The sequence below is a fragment of the Tepidiphilus thermophilus genome (assembly GCF_001418245.1).
GTDB lineage: Bacteria > Pseudomonadota > Gammaproteobacteria > Burkholderiales > Rhodocyclaceae > Tepidiphilus > Tepidiphilus succinatimandens.
On sequence record NZ_LIPU01000004.1, the window covers coordinates 154,187 to 171,678 of the forward strand.

Below are 17,492 nucleotides of genomic sequence, written 5' to 3' on the forward strand. Positions count from 1 at the left end.
TCGTGCTCACTCCCCTGGCCCTGGCCGTTCCGGCGGATCGCCCCACAGCAGACGCTGCGGCCGCTCCTCGAGCGAAGCGCTCAAGCGCTCCAGCCGGGCCATCGACGCCTCCAAGCGTTGCAGCGCCGCCTCCGCCTCCGGTTGCAGCCCGCGGCGCGCCGCCTGCAATTCTCCCTGCGCCGCCACCGTGGCCTCTCGCAGGGCCGCAGCCGTGCGCTGCAGCTCCGCCAGAAGCGCCTGTGCCTCGCGCAAGGTCCGGCGCCCGTCGGCGGCCAGTTCCGGTGCCTGCGCTGCCGCCTTCTCGAGGGAAGCGGCCAGCGCATCGATGCGTTTCTCCTGGGCAGCGAGCGCAGCCGTGAAACGGCGCGCGTCGGCCATCGTCGCCGTGAGGTTGGCGAGGTTGTCGTCGGAGAGGAGCTTGTGCAGCTGCTGCATCACCCCCGCCACCTGCTCCAGATTCTGCGACAGCGCCACGTCCAGCCGGCGCATCAGCGAAGGCGCCGCGGTGATCACCGCCGGCGTGCCGTCCGGCCCCGGCAGCAGCGGCGGCGCCTCGACCGAGCCGCCGGACAATTCGATGTACGACAAGCCCGTCAGGCCTTGGCTGGAGATCGTCGCCTTGGTGTCGGTCTTGATCGGCGTTCCTTCGACGATATCGAGGTCGATCGCCACGCGCTCGGAATCGACGAGCGTGACCCCCTTCACCCGTCCGACGACGACACCGCGGTAACGCACGAAGCTGCCACGATTGATGCCGGTCACCGACTCGGTGGTCAGCACCCGGTAGGGCAGATAGCGGCGGGTATCGACGTCGGCGCCCAGCCACAGGCCTAAACCGGCCAGGGCCGTGAGCGCCACGACGACGAACACGCCGACGATCACATAAGGGACGCGCGATTCCACCGTCTGGTCAGCGCCGCGGCGCACGCCTCATGCGAAGATCTCGTGCAGGAACTCGCGCAGGATCGCCCACGAGCGCGCATCGGCTTTGGGCTCATAAACCGTCCCAAAGGACGGGTCGTTCGCCTCGGGCAGGGTAAAGGCGTGCATGGTGTTGCCAAAGGCATGCAGCTGCCAGTCGGCGCCGGCTTCCGTCATTTCCTTGGCGAAGTCCACCACCATGTTCGGCGGCACCATGGGATCGTCCCAGCCGTGCAGCGCCAGCACCTTGGCCTTGATCTTCTTGCCCGCGGTATTGCCCGGCGGCGTGAAGAGGCCGTGGAAACTCGCCACCCCACGCACGTCGGCCCCAGTGCGCGCCAGATCGAGCACCGTGAGCCCGCCGAAACAGAAGCCGATCGCCGCAATTTTTTCGGCATCGACTTCGGGTTGCGCCCGCAGGGTCTCGATCGCCTGGGCGATACGCCCCTGCAGCTTCGCGCGATTCTCGACGAAGGGGGCCATCAGCTTCGCGTTCTCTTCCTTGCTCTTGCCGAGCACCCCCTTGCCGTACAGGTCCACGGCAAAGCCGACGTAGCCCATCATCGCGAGCTGGCGCGCCTTCTCGCACTCGAAGGCGGTACGCCCGGCCCAGGCATGCACCACGGCCACGGCCGGTCGCTTGCCGGTGATCGCGTCATCCCACGCCAGGAAGCCTTCGAGCGTCGTGCCTTCGTGCGTGTATTCCACCAAACGCGTGCGTATCGTCATCTCGTTCCTCCTCGTGGTAGGGAATCCTCGCGGACCAGACGGCCCTCGGCATATCTTAGCACTGCCCTTCGCCGCCAGCCACCGCCGCGTCCCGGACCGCTTCGTGGCTGCGTCCCGCCTCTTCGACCAGCCATTGGCGAAATACTGCCAGTGCCTGACGTTCGGCCTTGCGCTCGGGCACGATCAGGTAATAAGCGCGGCGGCTCACGAAGCTGCGGTTGCAGGGAATCATCAGTTCGCCCGCGGCGAGCTCGCGTTCGATGAGGAAAGGCGGGATGAGGGCCACGCCCATGCGCTCGATCGCCGCCTGGGCCAGCATCGAGAACAATTCGAGCCGCATCCCCGACAGGTCGTGCGCCACCCGCATGCCCGCGGCCTCGAACCACTGCCGCCAGGCATAGGGACGGGTGCTCTGCTGCAGCAACGGCAGACGAGCCACCTCTTGAGGGGAAAGATCCGGCCTTGCCCCCGGTAATGACGGGCTGCACACCGGCACGGGGAATTCCGGCATCAGGAAATGCGCTTCCGTCCCCGGCCACCCCGCTTCGCCGAAATAGATCGCTGCATCGAACGGCGTATCGGCGAAGAGGAAAGGGCGGGTGCGCGTCTCCATGTGGATCACCACCTCGGGATGGAGCGCGCGAAACGCGCCCAGGCGAGGCAGCAACCAGCGGGTGGCGAAAGTGGGCACCACGGCGAGCTCCAGCGTACCCGCTCCCTGGCCGGACATCACCGCCAGCGTGTCGCGCTCCAGGGCCTCGAGTCGCAGCGCCACCTGGCGGCTGTAGGCCCGGCCGGCTTCCGTGAGTTGCACCCCGCGCCGCGTGCGGCGAAACAGCGCCACCCCCAGAAAGTCTTCCAGCGCCCCGATCTGGCGACAGACGGCGCTCTGCGTCAGCGCCAGTTCCTCGGCCGCCCGGGTGAAACTCTCATGGCGCGCCGCCGCCTCGAACGCCGTCAGCGCCATCGTCGAAGGGATTCTCTTGCGCATACCCCAATGCCGCGAAGTGAGCAAAACGCACCGGTCGATGCATAAAAAGCGCTTGCCGGCAGAAGATTCCCTTTATACCATACCGAAACATCACATCTACCCCACCGAAGGAGATCGCCATGCCCTCCCCCCGCGCCGCATTCGACTGGCAAGACCCGCTGCTGCTCGACACCCAGCTCACCGAAACGGAACGCCTCGTGCGCGACACCGCCCGCGCCTACGCCCAGGAAAAACTCCAGCCCCGCGCCCAGCATGCCTTCCGCCACGAACACACCGACCCGGCGATCTTCCGCGAGATGGGCGAACTCGGCCTGCTCGGCCCCACCATCCCCGAAGAATACGGTGGTGCGGGACTCAACTACGTCGCCTATGGGCTCATCGCCCGCGAAATCGAATACGTCGACTCGGGTTTCCGTTCGATGATGAGCGTGCAGAGCTCGCTCGTGATGGTCCCCATCCACGAATTCGGCACCGAAGCGCAAAAGCGCAAGTACCTGCCCAAACTCGCCCGCGGCGAATGGATCGGCTGCTTCGGGCTCACCGAGCCCAACCACGGCTCCGACCCCGGCGGCATGGAAAGCCGGGCGCGCCGCGTCGAGGGCGGCTACCTGCTCTCGGGCAACAAGATGTGGATCACCAATAGCCCTATCGCCGACGTCTTCGTCGTCTGGGCCAAGGACGACGAGGGGCAGATCCGCGGCTTCATCCTCGAGAAGGGCTGGAAGGGGCTCTCGGCGCCGGTCATCCACGGCAAGGTGGGGCTGCGCACTTCCGTCACCGGCGAAATCGTCATGGACGAAGTCTTCGTTCCCGAAGAGAATGCCTTTCCCGAAGTCCGCGGCCTCAAGGGTCCCTTCACCTGCCTGAACTCCGCCCGTTTCGGCATCGCCTGGGGCGCGCTGGGCGCGGCCCAAGCCTGCTACGAGACCGCCCGCAACTACGTGCTCGAACGCAAGCAGTTCGGCCGGCCGCTCGCCGCCAACCAGCTCATCCAGAAAAAGCTCGCCGACATGTGCACCGAGATCGCCCTCGGGTTGCAGACGGTGCTGCGCATCGGCCGGATGAAGGACGAAGGCATCGCCGCCGTCGAACTCACCTCCCTCGTCAAGCGCAATTCCTGCGGCAAGGCGCTCGACATCGCCCGCACCGCCCGCGACATGCTCGGCGGCAATGGCATCAGCGATGAATACTGCGTGGCGCGCCACCTCGTCAACCTCGAAGTGGTCAATACCTACGAGGGCACGCACGACATCCACGCCCTCATCCTCGGCCGAGCCATCACCGGCATCGCCGCCTTTGCCAACTGAGCCGGGGAATCGCGACGATGGATCAGGCCCTCTCCCACCTGCGCGTGCTCGATCTCTCGCGCGTGCTGGCCGGCCCCTGGGCGAGCCAGCTGCTCGCCGATCTGGGCGCCGACGTCATCAAGATCGAAAAACCCGGCAGCGGCGACGACACCCGTACCTGGGGCCCGCCGTGGTGGAAGGGAAACGGTGAAGACGGGGAAAAAGTAGCCGCCTACTTCCTGTGTGCCAACCGCAACAAGCGCTCGCTCACCGTCGATCTCACCCGCCCCGAAGGCCAGGAGCTCATCCGGCGGCTCGCCGAAGAAGCCGACGTCGTCATCGAGAACTTCAAGGTGGGAGCGCTCGCACGCTACGGCCTGGATTACGCCAGCCTCTCGGCGCGCAATCCCCGCCTCGTGTATTGCTCCATCACCGGATTCGGCCAGACCGGCCCCTACGCGCCTCGGGCGGGGTACGATTTTCTCATCCAGGGCATGGGCGGCCTGATGAGCATCACGGGCCGCCCCGATCACGAACCCGGCGGCGGGCCGATGAAAGTGGGCGTGGCGCTCACCGACATCCTCACGGGGCTCTACGCCGCCAATGCCATCCTCGCCGCGCTTGCCTGGCGCGAACGCAGTGGCCGCGGCCAGTACATCGACATGGCGCTCCTCGACGTGCAGGTCGCCTGCCTCGCCAATCAGGCGCTCAACTACCTCACCACCGGCCAGGATCCTCCGCGGCTGGGCAATGCGCACCCCAACATCGTCCCCTACCAGGATTTTCCCACCGCCGACGGCTGGATGATCCTGGCGATCGGCAACGATGGTCAATTCGCCCGTTTCTGTGCCGAAGCAGGGGTGCCGGAACTCGCGGCCGACCCGCGCTATGCCACCAACCCGGCGCGCGTCGCCCACCGCGCCGAGCTGATCCCGCGCCTGCAGGAGCTCACCCGCACGCGCAGCACCGACGCCTGGATCGCCGCACTGGAGCGGGCCGGAGTCCCCTGCGGCCCCATCAACCCTCTCTCCAAGGTCTTCGCCGACCCCCAGGTACGCGCCCGCGACATGGCGCTGCACCTGCCCCATGAGCGGCTCGGCGACGTGCCCCAGGTCGCCAACCCCATGCGGCTGTCGGCCACGCCCCCGGCCTACCGCGGCGCGCCGCCGCTCCTGGGTGAGCACACCGCCGAAGTCCTGCGCGAGGTGCTCGGGATGGACGAAGCAGAAGTGGCCGCACTGCGGGCGAAGGGGGTCGTCTGAAGGATTGGTGAAAAAATCGTCTGCCCGCAGGGAGATCTCTGTTCCATGGCAAATCCCGGCGGTATCACCTACACTTGTAGGAGCAGCCTTCCTCGAATGAATGAACTCGCTGAAAAATCCCCGCCGTGACCGACCCCAATCCCATAAGGATTTTTTTGCGCTCCCAAAAGGAGAAACCCACGATGGATGCCATTCCTTCCTACCTCGACCGCGCCCATCTCGGCCCATGGGAAGTCTTTCTCGAACAGGTCGATCGCGTGGCCCCTCACCTCGGTGATCTGGGCTACTGGATCGAGACCCTCAAACACCCCAAGAGGATCCTCATCGTCGACATCCCGGTGAAGATGGACGACGGTTCGATCAGGCACTTCGAAGGCTACCGCGTCCATCACAACACCTCGCGCGGGCCGGGCAAGGGCGGGGTGCGCTATCACCAGGACGTCACGCTCTCGGAGGTCATGGCGCTCGCCGGCTGGATGACGATCAAGAACGCCGTGATCGGCCTGCCCTTCGGGGGCGCCAAAGGGGGAGTACGGGTCGATCCCCGCACCTTGACCCGAGGCGAACTGGAGCGCCTCACGCGCCGCTACACCAGCGAGATCGGTGTGCTCATCGGCCCGGACAAGGACATTCCCGCGCCTGACGTCAACACCAACGAGCAGATCATGGCCTGGATGATGGACACTTATTCCATCAACCAGGGGCGAACGGTGATGGGCGTCGTCACTGGTAAACCAGTCAGCCTCGGCGGCAGTCTGGGGCGGCGTGAGGCCACCGGCCGGGGCGTGTTCATCGTCGGGCGCAGTGCGGCGTGCAAGCTTGGCCTGGATCTAGCTGGGGCCCGCGTCGCCATCCAGGGCTACGGCAACGTCGGGGCCACCGCCGCCCGCTGTTTCGCCGCAACCGGCGCCAAAATCGTTGCCCTGCAGGACGTCACCGGCTCGATCCACGCCGGCGACGGGATCGATCTCGACGCCCTGCAACGCTGGCTCGACGGCGGCGGTGCCCTGGGGCGCTTCCCCGGCGCCACGGCAATTGCGAACGAAGACTTCTGGACGGTCGAAGCGGACATCCTCGTGCCCGCGGCGCTGGAAGGCCAGATCGACCGGCACAATGCGCGAGACATCAAAGCGCGCCTCGTCCTCGAAGGCGCCAACGGCCCCACCACGCCCGAAGCCGACGACATCCTCACGTCCCGCGGGGTGACCCTCGTGCCCGACGTGCTCACCAATGCCGGCGGCGTCACGGTGAGCTACTTCGAATGGGTGCAGGATTTCTCCAGCTTCTTCTGGACCGAGCAGGAGATCAACGAAAGGCTCGAGCGCATCCTCAGCGAAGCCTTCGAGTCCGTATGGAAAGCCGCGCAAGAACACCGCGTGACCCTGCGCACCGCCGCCTACCTCCTTGCCTGCCGGCGCGTACTCGAGGCAAGGCAGCTGCGCGGCATTTATCCCTAACCCCCCGGAGACGAGCATGAACCTCAAAGACCCCTCCCTCTTCCGCACCCAAGCCTACATCGACGGACGCTGGGCGGATGCCGACGACGGCGCCGTCCTCACGGTGCGCAACCCCGCCGATGGCAGCGTGCTCGGTACCGTGCCCAAGATGGGCGCTACCGAAACGCGCCGCGCGATCGAGGCGGCCAACGCCGCCTGGCCGGCCTGGCGCGCCCTCACCGCCGGGGCGCGCGCCCGCATCCTGCGACGCTGGTTCGACCTCATCGTCGAAAATCAGGAAGACCTGGCCGTCCTCATGACCTCGGAGCAGGGTAAGCCGCTGGCCGAAGCGCGCGGCGAAGTGCTCTATGCCGCCTCCTTCATCGAGTGGTTCGCCGAAGAGGGCAAGCGCATCTACGGCGACGTCATTCCGCCGCACCTGGCCGACAAGCGCATCGTCGTCACCAAGGAACCGATCGGCGTGTGCGGTGCGATCACGCCATGGAATTTCCCTTCGGCCATGATCACGCGCAAGGCCGGACCGGCGCTCGCCGCCGGCTGCCCCATGGTGCTCAAGCCCGCGAGCCAGACCCCCTACTCGGCGCTGGCGCTGGCGGTGCTCGCCGAGCGTGCCGGCGTACCGGCTGGCGTGTTCAACGTCGTCACCGGCTCGGCCACGGCCATCGGCGGCGAGCTCACCGCCAACCCCATCGTGCGCAAGCTCTCGTTTACCGGCTCCACCGAGACCGGTATCAAGCTCATGGCGCAGTGCGCCCCCACCTTGAAGAAACTCTCGCTCGAACTCGGTGGCAACGCGCCGTTCATCGTCTTCGACGATGCCGACCTCGACGCCGCCGTGCAGGGGGCGCTCGCCTCCAAGTACCGCAACACCGGCCAGACCTGCGTGTGCGCGAACCGCCTGCTCGTGCAGGACGGCGTCTACGAGCGCTTCGCCGCCAAGCTCGCCGAAGCCGTCTCCCAGCTGAAAGTCGGCCCGGGGCTCGCCGAAGGCACCAACCAGGGGCCCCTCATCGACGAGAACGCGGTGCGCAAGGTCGAAGAGCACATCGCCGATGCCGTGAGCAAAGGCGCGCGCATCCTCACTGGGGGCAAGCGTCACCCCTTGGGCGGCACCTTCTTCGAACCGACCATCCTCGCCGACGTCACCCCTCAGATGAAAGTCGCACGCGAGGAGACCTTCGGCCCGGTGGCACCGCTCTTTCGCTTCCACACCGAAGAAGAAGCCATCCGCATGGCCAACGATACCGAGTTCGGCCTGGCCGCCTATTTCTACACCGAATCCTCGAGCCGCGTCTGGCGCGTGGGGGGGGCGCTCGAATACGGCATCGTCGGCATCAATACCGGCCTCATCTCCACCGAGGTCGCGCCTTTCGGCGGCATGAAGGCTTCCGGCATGGGGCGCGAGGGCTCGAAGTACGGCATCGAGGAGTATGTGGAGATCAAGTACATGTGCATCGGCGGTATCTGATGCCGGCCCTATAGGGTGGGGGTGGATGGATCACCGTTCTGTCAGACTTACTCATTCCTGCCTAAACAGGAACAAAGCTGACTTCCTGCTTCATCGGGGCTGGTTTCGCCTTGGCGTCACCGCCAAGGCCAGCGCCTTCCCCTCCACAGGCAGACACCGTGGAACTCGCGGCGTAATTCTTCAAGTTGATCGCGGCATTTAGGTCACGGTCATGTTCCACCCCACAGATGGAACATGACCAGCGCCGCACCGACAGCGGCAGTTCTTCTTGCTTGTGTCCGCAGCATGAGCAGATCTTGCTACTCGGAAACCATCGGTCGGCGATCACCACCTGCCCGCCGCGCATCGCGGCCTTGTATTCCAGTTGCCGACGGAACTCGAAGAAGCCCATATCGGCTATGGAGCGGGCCAGATGGCGGTTCCTCACCATGCCGCGCACGTTCAGATCCTCGATGCCGATGGTGTGGAATCGGCGCGTGAGGTCCGTCGTGAGCTTGTGCAGGGCGTCCTGCCGGATGTTGGCGATCCTGGCGTGCAGACGTGCCAGCTTCGCCTTGGCCTTCTTGCGATTGGCTGATCCTTTTTGCTTGCGGCTCAGACTGCGCGAGAGCCGTTGCAACCGGGTCAGCAGCGCCTTGTGAGGCTTCGGACCGGTGATGGTTTCTCCCGTCGAGAGTGTTGCGAGCGCGGATACACCCAAATCCACACCCACCACGCCTTGGTTTTCGGCTTTGGGCAAATGGGACTGATCGGGAACATCCACGGTGATACTGGCAAACCAGCGGTCGGCCACACGGGAGATCGTGGCCGACATGATCTTGCCATTGAAGCGCAACGACTCGCGCATACGCACCCATCCCAACTTGGGGATACGTATGCGGCAGCCGTCGATGCTGAACTGATCATTGGAGAGCGTGAAACGGTCGTGCACGCCCTTCTTGCGGAACTTAGGGTACTTGGCGCGGCCTGCAAAGAAATTCTTGAACGCTTCGCCCAACTGGATGATCGCCATTTGTGGCGCGTTCTTGGTGACCTCCAGCATCCACGGGAATTGCTCGCGCTTGATGGCGTTCAACTGACGGCGTAGTGCGGCTTCCGAGGGCTTGGGCAAGCTGTTGTCCTGTTTCCAGGCTTCGTACTGCCGTTGCCACTCGGCCAGTGCCCAATTGTAGGCAAATCGCGCCGTGCCTGCGGCCTTGGCAAAGTACGAAGCCTGCACGTTGTTCGGATCGAGCGCGATCTTGTGAGCAACGATCATGCCTGCATTTCCTCCACGGCTTTCTTCACACTGTCCAGTAGCTTCTGGTTCTTGCGGCTGCGCGAGCCATACAACCGCGCCGAGAACACGGTGATGATTTCCAGTACATCCTTCGCTAAATCCTCCTCAAAGGTCGTGTCCTCGCCTTGATTAAGGATGACCACCTCGACGTTCTTGGCCTCGCAGATGGCGAATACCAACTCCGCGCCGAAGCGCAGCAGCCTGTCCTTGTGCGCGATGACCAGCCGACCCACCTGGCCTTCGATGATGGCCTCCAGCAGCTTCTTCAAGCCCTTCTTGTGGTAGTTCATGCCGGAACCCAGGTCGGCGATGACCTCGAACGTCCAGCCTTGCCGTGCGCAATACAGTTCGAGAACCTGCTTCTGCCGCTCCAGATCGTCTTTCTGGTCGTGGCTGGAAACGCGAGCATAGGCAACCGTTTTGCGTACTGCCTCGGCTTGCGAGCGGAACTTCTCTGGCTTGAGCCGGGCAAGGTCATAGCGTCTGCGCCCGCCCGCCGTGCGCTCATCGGGCAACAGTCGCCCTTCGCGCTCCCAGCGGCGAAGAGTCTGCGCCGAGACGCCAAGCGCTTCGGCAGCCTCATGTATTGGTACGAGCTTGCGAGACATGATTAAAGTGTATACAAACGCGCAACTATAGGCAAGTATTTAACGAACAGTTGGAACCCCCCGCCCGCGCCGAGAAATACGCCCGCAGCTCCGGCTCCGGACGCTGCGCCAGTTCCTCGGCCGTGCCCGCGGCCAGTACTTTCTTGCGCGCGAGGAAGACCACGAGGTCGCTTGCACCGAAGATCGAATCGAGGTCGTGCGTGATTTGGAAGATCGTCACGCCCAGCGCGTCGCGCAGCGCGAGCACCAGCCGGTCGAACGCCCGGGCGCTCACCGGATCGAGCCCGGAGGTGGGCTCGTCGAGGAAGAGGATCTCCGGGTCGAGCGCGAGCGCCCGGGCGAGCGCCGCGCGCTTGGTCATGCCGCCGGAGAGTTCGCGCGGATGGCGATGCACTGCGTCCGCGTCCAGCCCCGCCAGCTGGATCTTGAGCATGGCCGCCTCCTCGCGCAGCCGCCGCGGCAGGCGCGCGTGCTCGGCAAGCGGCAGCATCACGTTCTCCAGTACCGTGAGCGAGGTAAAGAGCGCCCCTTGCTGGAACATCACCCCTAGGCGCAGCTGCAGCCGGATACGCTCCTCGCGTCCGAGCGCCTCCACGTCCCGCCCCAGGATGCGGATGGAGCCGGCCGCCGGGCGCGTGAGCATGATGAGGTTGTTGAGCAGCACCGTCTTGCCGCTGCCGCTGCCGCCCACGAGCGAGACCACCTTGCCGCGCGGCACGACCAGGTCGAGCCCCTCGTGCACCACGTGCGCACCGAAACGGTTGCACAGGCCGTGCACCTCGATGGCCGTCTCCTCCTGCACCGCGCTCATAGCCCCAACCGGCGAAAGACGATGGAGAAGATCGCATCGAGCACGATCACCCAGAAGATGGCTTGCACCACGCTGGAGGTGGTCGCCCGCCCCACTTCCAGCGCCGAGCCGCGCACGCTCATGCCCGCCTGGCAGCCGATGAGGGCGATCACCGTGGCGAAGACCGGCGTCTTCACCAGTCCCATCCAATAATGGGTATTCTCCAGCCGCCCCAGACGCTGCAAACCGACCGTCCAGTCCAGCCCGAAACCACCGGTGGCCACCACCATTCCGCCCAGTACCCCGGCGGCGTTGGCCAAGGTGGTGAGCAGCGGCAGCGTGATCGCCAGCGCAAGGAAGCGCGGGATCACCAGCATCTCGACCGGCGGCAGCGCGAGCGAGCGCAGCGCGTCGATCTCCTGGGTGACGCGCATCGACCCGAGCTGGGCAGCGTAGCTCGAACCGGTGCGGCCGGCCACGAGGATGGCGGCGATCATCGGTCCCATCTCCCGCATGACGACGACCCCGATCATGTCGGCGATGAAGACGTTGGCGCCGAAACGATCGAGCGTCACCCCCGCCTGGTAGGCGAGCACCACGCCGATGAGAAAGGAGAGCAAGGCCACGATGGGAATCGCCCGCACGCCGGCTGCCTCGATCTCCACGATCACCGAATCCCAGCGGATGCGCCAGGGCCGTACGAGCAGCGGCAGCAGATGCAGCGTGACCTCGCCGATGAACGCCAACATGTCCCGGTAATGGCGCGCGAGGTCGACGGCGACCTTGCCGATGTAGGCGAAGCCGGAAAAAGGCTCGGGCGCAGGGGGCGGCGTATGTTCGCCGGCGCGCTCGACCAGCGCCAAGGTCGCCTGCCAGTTCGATGGCAACCCCGAAAAATCGAGCGAACGGCCCCGGCGCCCCGCCTCGGCCGCGATGTGCTCCAGCACCAGGGCGCCGACGGTGTCGACCTCGGCCTGCGCGGCCGCTTCGAGCGCAACCGGTCCTTCGGGAAGCGCGGACAAGGCCTGCGCGGCGGCCGCGATGAGTGCCTCGGCCCGCATCCCGGCCGCCGTCCACGCCCCCTCGAGCACGAGGCGCGCGGGTTCGCTCGTTGCGTGCAGGCGTGCAGGGAAGGAAGCGGCGATCTCGTCCATGGGGCAATGATACGCCAGATGGCGGAAGGCAGCAGGAGTCGAACCTACCTGGGAGCGTCGGACGCCCCCAACCGGGTTTGAAGCCCGGCCGTGCCACCGGACACGGATGCCTTCCTCGGGAAAACCAGGATATCGTTCCTGCGGCGGGTAAGGACATGCGCCCCGTCCGCCACAGGAACGATACAATATACCGCAACCCACCCAAGAAAAAACATTGACCCCCCAGCGGAGGACCCACCCATGGATCGACGCGAGTTTCTCGGCCTGGCGGGCGGCACCTTGCTGCTCACCCGCCTGCCAACCCTCCAAGCCTCGCCTGCCGACTCGGCCGATTCGCGATCTTGGCGCCGTTTCGCGCTCACCTACCACGTCGAACTTGCCGAACCCGGCCTCGAAGCCGAGCTGTGGTTGCCCTTGCCGCAGAACTTCGGCGACTATCAACGCGCCGAGATCCCGCAATGGCAGAGCAATGCCGACACGGCCGAAGTGCGGCGGCTGGGGCGCGCCGAGGCCTTCTTCGCCCGCTGGCGTGGAGCCGCCGAGCGCCGCGCCAGCGTGCGCATCGAAGTCGCCACCCGCGATCGGCAAATCGACTGGCACCGGCCGCCCCGACCCACCCCCGAGCAGGAGACGGTACTCGAACGCTATCTCCAGCCCACCGAACGGGTGCCGCTCGATGGCATCGTGCGCGACACGGCGCTGGCAGCGAGCGCCGGAGCGGAAACCCCGCTGCAGAAAGCCCGCGCGATCTACGACTGGGTGGTGGAACACTCCTTCCGCGATCCCAAGGTGCGCGGCTGCGGCCTGGGCGACGTCAAGAGCATGCTCGAGAGCGGCAATCTCGGCGGGAAATGCGTGGACATCAACACCCTCTACGTCGGTCTGTGCCGGGCCGTCGGCATCCCCGCGCGCGAGATCTACGGCATCCGCGTGGCCGACTCACGCTTGTTCAAGTCCTTGGGCCGCAGCGGCGACGTGACCGGCGCACAGCACTGCCGCGCCGAATTCTACGTGGCCGAGTTCGGCTGGGTCCCCGTCGACCCGGCGGACGTGCGCAAGGCGGTGCTCGAAGAAAAACTGCCGCTCGACGACCCGAAGATCGCCGGGCTGCGCGAACGGCTTTTCGGCAGCTGGGAGATGAACTGGGTGGCGTTCAACGACGAGAACGACCTGCGCTTCGGACCGAGCATGATGTCGGGCTTTTTCATGTATCCGCAGGCGCGGGTGGGCGGCAAGGTCCTCGACAGCCTCGATCCGGAGCATTTCTCTTACCGCATCGAATCGGCCTCCCTCAGCTGAAGACGGAACCGGCATCGCCGCGCAACAGGTGCGCATCCTGGCCGCGGCGCTGCACCCGGCGGGTGTAGCCGATGCGATCGAAGAATTCCAGGATCTGTACCGCCCGTTTACGCCCCAAGCCCGTGGCATCGCGAAAACGCGCCGCCTGCACGCCCCCTGCGGCCGCGGCGAGCTCGGCGGCGATCGCCGCGAGCTCCCGCACCCGCCGGGGGGCATAGAAGAGATCCTTGACCACTTGCGCCGCCTCGCCACGGCGCGCGAGCTTGCGCAGCAGGGTGCGCACCACCTCCTCGGGCAATCCTTCCGCGCGCGCCAGATCCCGCACCCACGGCGGATCGAAACCACCCGCTTCGAGCCGGGCGAGCAATCGCGCCGCGAGCGCCTCCTCTTCGGCCGCGAGCCGGGCCGCATACCCCGGCAGATGCCACCAGGGGCCGCTGCGCGCCACCTTGCCCTGGCTCGCCAGCGCGTCGAGTACGCCCTGCCACAAAGGCTCGGGGATGAGCGCATCGACCATGCGGCGCAGGCGCGGCGTGTCCACACCGGGGTCGTCAGGCACGCGCTCATGCTGGCGTTCGAGCACGGCGAGTACCCGTTCGGCGAGCGCCTCCCAGTGTCCGGGCAGGATCCAGGCCGCGCCTCGAGCTCCCTGCACCCGCAAAGCCTCGGGCGGCAGCACAGCCGCCGAGATCGGCGCCGCGAACAGCCGCTCGAGCAGCGCTTCGTCCACACCGTAGGGCGCCTGCCCCAGCAGCGGTCCGAGCCCCTCGCCTTCCAGCAGGCGTGTGATCGCCTCGAGCCAGGCTCGGCGCCGCGGCGAACGGCGCTTGCGCTCGGGCGCATAAGGGTCGAGCACGCGGCCGCCTCCCAGGGTGCGGTTCGCCTGGGCGTTGCGGAGGATGAAACGATCGCCCGGTGCAGCGCACAGCGGTTCCTCGAAAACCAGCTGCACGAGCCCTCGCCGGCCGGGCGGCAGGAGATCGCCTTCGAGCGGTATGACGTAAGCGAGCCGGTGCGCCGCGGCGAGGTGCACATGCACCGGCGTGCGCACGCCGAGCGCCGGCGCGTCCGCAGAGAGCGCCAATTCCACATCGAGATGGCACGTGGGTAAGAAACAGCGCGCATCCGCGATCCAGTCGCCGCGCGCGATGGCCTCTTTCGCCACCCCCGGAAGGTTCAGGGCGCAGCGCTCACCGGCCAAGGCGCGCTCGCTCGGCCGGTTCTGCGCATGGATGTTGCGCACACGCACCGGCAGTTCTGCCGGCATGAGCCGCAGTTCCTCCGGTCCGCCCAAGGCGTAGCATCCTCCATGGACCGTACCGGTCACTACGGTACCCACGCCGGCGAGTGTAAACGCCCGGTCGATCGCAAGCCGAAAGAACCCCTCGCGGCGGCGCGCCGCGATTCGGCCCGCCTCACGTTCCAGATGCGCGCGCAGCGCCGCCGTGCCTTCGTCGCCCGGCTCCTGCGCCCGCACGGCGAAGACCGGCGCGCCTTCGAGAAAACTCCCCGCCGTGAGCGCGGCGATTTCGTCCCGTACCTGAGCCAGGCGCGTCGCCTCGACTCGGTCGATCTTGGTGATCGCCACCGCCCCGCGCGTCACGCCGAGCCAACCGAGGATGGCGAGGTGCTCGCGCGTCTGCGGCATCACCCCATCGTCGGCGGCCACCACCAAGAGCGCGAAATCCATGCCGCTCGCACCCGCGGCCATGGTGTGCACCAGGCGCTCGTGGCCGGGCACGTCGATGAATCCGAGCACTTCGCCGTCGGCGAGCGGTAGATAAGCGTAGCCGAGCTCGATGGTAATGCCGCGCGCCTTTTCCTCGGCGAGCCGGTCGGTGTCGACGCCGGTGAGCGCCTTGACCAGCGTCGTCTTGCCGTGGTCGATGTGCCCCGCCGTGCCGACGATCATGGCCGCAATTCCGTCAATTGGGCAAGAAAGGCGGCCTCGTCGGCCTCGTCCAGGCAACGCAGGTCCCACCACAGCGCCTCGTCGGCCACGCGTCCGAGCACCGGGCGTGGCAACGCGCGCAGCGCCGCCTCGAGCCGCGACAAGGAACGCCCCGCGCGCTTACCCACCGGGCGAAGCACCAGGCCGTGGCTGGGCAAGCGCTCCACCGGCAGCGCCCCGCTGCCGATCTGGCTCGCCATGGCAGACTCGTCGACGACGAATCCTTCGCCCAGAGCCTGCTGTACCGGCGCGCGCAGCCGCGCCGCCTGCGCTGCCATCGCCGAGGCCGGGCGCGTGAGCAGCCGCAACGTGGGCAGACGCTCGGCAAGGAATTCCGGCTCACGGTAGAGCCGCAGCGTCGCCTCCAGCGCCGCCAAGGTGAGTTTGCCCACCCGCAATGCCCGTTTGAGCGGATCCTTCTTGATGCGGCGGATCAGATCGGCGCGTCCGACGAGGAAACCGGCCTGCGGGCCGCCCAGCAGCTTGTCGCCGCTGAAAGTGACGAGGTCCGCCCCGGCAGCGACGGTCTCGCGCACCGTCGGCTCGGCCGGCAAACCCCAAGCGGTCAGATCGGTGAGCGTGCCGCTGCCCAGATCGACGCCCAGAGGCAGGCCGTGCGCGTGTGCGATCTCGGCGGCTTGCGCCACCGGCACGCTCTTGGTGAAGCCGGTGATGGCGTAGTTGCTGCAATGCACTTTGAGCAGCATCGCCGTGCGCGGTCCGATCGCTTCGACATAATCGTGGGAATGGGTGCGGTTGGTGGTACCGACTTCGACGAGGCGGACTCCGGCGCGCTTCATGATGTCGGGAATGCGGAAGGCCCCGCCGATCTCCACCAGCTCGCCGCGCGAGACTACCACCTCGCGCCGCTTGGCGAGCGCATCGAGCGCCAAGAGCACCGCCGCGGCGTTGTTGTTGACCACGGTGGCCGCCTCGGCCCCGGTGAGCTCGCGCACGAGTTCTTCCACGAGCGTATCGCGATCGCCCCGTCCTCCGCTCTCGAGGTCGAACTCCAGCGCCGCCGGGGCCGTCATCGCCTGCACCACGGCGCGCACCGCTTCGTCGGCAAGGAGCGCTCGGCCGAGGTTGGTGTGCAGCACCGTTCCCGTGAGATTGAAGACGGTACGCAGGCGGGGACAATCCTGCGCCTGCAGGGCTTCCCGCACCCGGGCGGCGATCGCCTCGGGCCGGATCGCCTCGGCTGCGAGCGCCCCTTCCTGAGCCTGCGCCCGCAGTGCCGCCAGATGGACGCGCGAAGCGGCCAGCACCCGCGTGCGGCCGTGCGCCGTGAGCAGGGCGGCGAAGGCGGGCGAGGCCAGCAGCCGTTCGAGCGAAGGGATGGCGCTCGCCGCAACGGATTCGGAACGGGTGTTCGTCGTCACGCGAACCACAGCAAGGGATTGGCGCTCGCGCGCCCGTATCCGGCTTCTCCCATCAAGACGTCGAGCGTGAGACTGGCGAGATCGTCGGCCACCGCATCCACCTCCAGGTCCTTCTCCTGGTAGAAAATCTTACGATAGCTGTGGCAGGCATCGCAAGACTCGGCCTTGATCGCCTCGGACGCCCCTTCGAGGTGGTGGTAGGCCACCGAACGGGTGTCCTCGCAGTGGCTGCATTTGACGCGCACCATGTGCCACTCGCTCGCGCATAGACCGCAGTGCAGATAGCGCAGACCGTCGCTCGCCGCGCCCACGCGCACGACGCTTGCCACCGGCAGGCTGCCGCACACCGGGCAGACGCGCGAGGGCACCACAGCCGGCACCACCGCTTCCGGCAGACGGCTCGCCCGCTCGGTCCAATACACCTGCAGCGCCGCCATGAGGAAAGGCGCTGCGGCTACGTCCCCCGGTTCTTCCCCGGCAAGGAGCGCCTGGGCGAGCGCATCGAGCCGCTGCGGCTCGGCAGAGAGCGTTTGCTCGAGCCGCGCCACCGTCGCCCGCGGCGCATCCCCGAGCTCCTGACCGGACAGCGCCGCAAGCACCGCCCGCAGCGCCTCGCGCCAGCATCCTTCGAGCGGCCCCTCGCAGGGAAGGGGCGGCATGCCGTGCGTGTGCGCGAGCGAGAGCCGATTCTCGTCGGGCAAGGGCGCGGTGAACGCGCCGAGCGCCTCGTGCTGCGCCTGGGCGAGCCGCGCCATCAAGGCGAGATACTCGCCCAGGGAATTCCCCCCGGCCAGATGGCGCAGGCGCGCTGCGCGCTCGGCAAAGACTTCCCGTGAAGGAAGGCGCAGCCGTGGCAAGGCATTTCGCTCCAGCCCCTCGATCTCGCCGCGTGACAGAATGCGTTGCAAGCCGTTC

The 17,492-nt window shown here is 67.0% G+C and carries 15 protein-coding genes and 1 tRNA gene; 5 read left to right on the forward strand and 11 right to left on the reverse strand.

What is annotated here, in order from left to right; all coding sequences use genetic code 11:
* Positions 1 to 6: 6 nt before the first annotated feature.
* The 3 genes from ASC37_RS11830 to ASC37_RS05080 are packed head-to-tail and all read right to left on the reverse strand — an operon-like array spanning position 7 to position 2,641.
* Positions 7 to 927, reverse strand: a complete 921-nt coding sequence (locus ASC37_RS11830) for an MlaD family protein (protein ID WP_055423337.1) — start codon at positions 925 to 927, stop codon at positions 7 to 9.
* A 3-nt stretch (positions 928 to 930) separates the two neighbouring features.
* Positions 931 to 1,650: a dienelactone hydrolase family protein gene (locus ASC37_RS05075; RefSeq protein WP_055423338.1), complete on the reverse strand. Its 720-nt coding sequence runs from the start codon at positions 1,648 to 1,650 to the stop codon at positions 931 to 933.
* A 55-nt stretch (positions 1,651 to 1,705) separates the two neighbouring features.
* Positions 1,706 to 2,641 (reverse strand): LysR family transcriptional regulator, encoded by a 936-nt coding sequence (locus ASC37_RS05080; RefSeq protein ID WP_055423339.1) that lies wholly within the window; start codon positions 2,639 to 2,641, stop codon positions 1,706 to 1,708.
* Between the two features lie 119 nt (positions 2,642 to 2,760).
* Here ASC37_RS05080 and ASC37_RS05085 point away from each other — a divergent pair, with 119 nt between their 5' ends.
* The 4 genes from ASC37_RS05085 (at position 2,761) to gabD (ending at position 8,114) form a co-directional block, all read left to right on the forward strand.
* Positions 2,761 to 3,948, forward strand: coding sequence for an acyl-CoA dehydrogenase (locus ASC37_RS05085; protein WP_055423340.1), 1,188 nt, complete (start codon positions 2,761 to 2,763; stop codon positions 3,946 to 3,948).
* 17 nt (positions 3,949 to 3,965) lie between these two features.
* Positions 3,966 to 5,189 carry a CaiB/BaiF CoA transferase family protein gene (locus tag ASC37_RS05090; RefSeq protein ID WP_055423341.1) on the forward strand — a complete coding sequence of 408 codons (1,224 nt, stop codon included), beginning with the start codon at positions 3,966 to 3,968 and terminating at the stop codon, positions 5,187 to 5,189.
* 182 nt (positions 5,190 to 5,371) lie between these two features.
* Entirely contained in the window at positions 5,372 to 6,646 is a 1,275-nt protein-coding gene (locus tag ASC37_RS05095) for a Glu/Leu/Phe/Val family dehydrogenase (RefSeq protein WP_055423342.1), read from the forward strand.
* 16 nt (positions 6,647 to 6,662) lie between these two features.
* A complete protein-coding gene (gene gabD / locus ASC37_RS05100; RefSeq protein WP_055423343.1) occupies positions 6,663 to 8,114 on the forward strand; it encodes an NADP-dependent succinate-semialdehyde dehydrogenase in 1,452 nt (483 codons plus the stop codon).
* Positions 8,115 to 8,175: 61 nt separating this feature from the next.
* Here gabD and ASC37_RS05105 read toward each other — a convergent pair whose 3' ends face one another.
* The 5 genes from ASC37_RS05105 to ASC37_RS05125 all read right to left on the reverse strand — a co-directional run bounded on the left by ASC37_RS05105 (position 8,176) and on the right by ASC37_RS05125 (position 12,060).
* Entirely contained in the window at positions 8,176 to 9,372 is a 1,197-nt protein-coding gene (locus tag ASC37_RS05105) for an RNA-guided endonuclease InsQ/TnpB family protein (RefSeq protein ID WP_055423344.1), read from the reverse strand.
* Entirely contained in the window at positions 9,369 to 10,001 is a 633-nt protein-coding gene (locus tag ASC37_RS05110) for an IS607 family transposase (protein WP_055423345.1), read from the reverse strand. The genes ASC37_RS05105 and ASC37_RS05110 overlap by 4 nt, the downstream gene beginning before the upstream one ends.
* A gap of 25 nt (positions 10,002 to 10,026) precedes the next feature.
* Positions 10,027 to 10,812, reverse strand: coding sequence for an ABC transporter ATP-binding protein (locus tag ASC37_RS05115; protein ID WP_055423346.1), 786 nt, complete (start codon positions 10,810 to 10,812; stop codon positions 10,027 to 10,029).
* Entirely contained in the window at positions 10,809 to 11,945 is a 1,137-nt protein-coding gene (locus ASC37_RS05120) for an MlaE family ABC transporter permease (RefSeq protein WP_055423347.1), read from the reverse strand. Before ASC37_RS05120 ends, ASC37_RS05115 begins: the two co-directional genes overlap by 4 nt.
* 19 nt (positions 11,946 to 11,964) lie before the next feature.
* Positions 11,965 to 12,060 (reverse strand) — tRNA-Sec (locus ASC37_RS05125).
* A 125-nt stretch (positions 12,061 to 12,185) separates the two neighbouring features.
* On the opposite strand from ASC37_RS05125, the gene ASC37_RS05130 reads away from it, so the two are divergent.
* The gene (locus ASC37_RS05130; RefSeq protein ID WP_055423348.1) at positions 12,186 to 13,244 is read left to right on the forward strand and encodes a transglutaminase-like domain-containing protein; all 1,059 of its coding nucleotides are present in this window, start codon (positions 12,186 to 12,188) and stop codon (positions 13,242 to 13,244) included.
* On the opposite strand, the gene selB is transcribed toward ASC37_RS05130, so the two are convergent.
* The 3 genes from selB to fdhE are packed head-to-tail and all read right to left on the reverse strand — an operon-like array spanning position 13,237 to position 17,485.
* The gene (gene selB / locus ASC37_RS05135) at positions 13,237 to 15,156 is read right to left on the reverse strand and encodes a selenocysteine-specific translation elongation factor (RefSeq protein ID WP_055423349.1); all 1,920 of its coding nucleotides are present in this window, start codon (positions 15,154 to 15,156) and stop codon (positions 13,237 to 13,239) included. The genes ASC37_RS05130 and selB overlap by 8 nt on opposite strands.
* Positions 15,153 to 16,577 carry an L-seryl-tRNA(Sec) selenium transferase gene (gene selA, locus ASC37_RS05140; protein WP_055423403.1) on the reverse strand — a complete coding sequence of 475 codons (1,425 nt, stop codon included), beginning with the start codon at positions 16,575 to 16,577 and terminating at the stop codon, positions 15,153 to 15,155. Before selA ends, selB begins: the two co-directional genes overlap by 4 nt.
* Positions 16,574 to 17,485 (reverse strand): formate dehydrogenase accessory protein FdhE, encoded by a 912-nt coding sequence (gene fdhE, locus ASC37_RS05145; RefSeq protein WP_055423350.1) that lies wholly within the window; start codon positions 17,483 to 17,485, stop codon positions 16,574 to 16,576. The genes selA and fdhE overlap by 4 nt, the downstream gene beginning before the upstream one ends.
* Between the last annotated feature and the right edge of the window lie 7 nt (positions 17,486 to 17,492).

Bases quoted from the DNA above. Each gene is read 5' to 3' on its own strand.
- ASC37_RS05075 (WP_055423338.1), bottom strand. From the start codon at position 1,650: ATGACGATACGCACGCGTTTGGTGGAATACACGCACGAAGGCACGACG.
- ASC37_RS05080 (WP_055423339.1), bottom strand. From the start codon at position 2,641: ATGCGCAAGAGAATCCCTTCGACGATGGCGCTGACGGCGTTCGAGGCG.
- ASC37_RS05085 (WP_055423340.1), top strand. From the start codon at position 2,761: ATGCCCTCCCCCCGCGCCGCATTCGACTGGCAAGACCCGCTGCTGCTC.
- ASC37_RS05090 (WP_055423341.1), top strand. From the start codon at position 3,966: ATGGATCAGGCCCTCTCCCACCTGCGCGTGCTCGATCTCTCGCGCGTG.
- ASC37_RS05095 (WP_055423342.1), top strand. From the start codon at position 5,372: ATGGATGCCATTCCTTCCTACCTCGACCGCGCCCATCTCGGCCCATGG.
- gabD (WP_055423343.1), top strand. From the start codon at position 6,663: ATGAACCTCAAAGACCCCTCCCTCTTCCGCACCCAAGCCTACATCGAC.
- ASC37_RS05105 (WP_055423344.1), bottom strand. From the start codon at position 9,372: ATGATCGTTGCTCACAAGATCGCGCTCGATCCGAACAACGTGCAGGCT.
- ASC37_RS05110 (WP_055423345.1), bottom strand. From the start codon at position 10,001: ATGTCTCGCAAGCTCGTACCAATACATGAGGCTGCCGAAGCGCTTGGC.
- ASC37_RS05115 (WP_055423346.1), bottom strand. From the start codon at position 10,812: ATGAGCGCGGTGCAGGAGGAGACGGCCATCGAGGTGCACGGCCTGTGC.
- ASC37_RS05120 (WP_055423347.1), bottom strand. From the start codon at position 11,945: ATGGACGAGATCGCCGCTTCCTTCCCTGCACGCCTGCACGCAACGAGC.
- ASC37_RS05130 (WP_055423348.1), top strand. From the start codon at position 12,186: ATGGATCGACGCGAGTTTCTCGGCCTGGCGGGCGGCACCTTGCTGCTC.
- selB (WP_055423349.1), bottom strand. From the start codon at position 15,156: ATGATCGTCGGCACGGCGGGGCACATCGACCACGGCAAGACGACGCTG.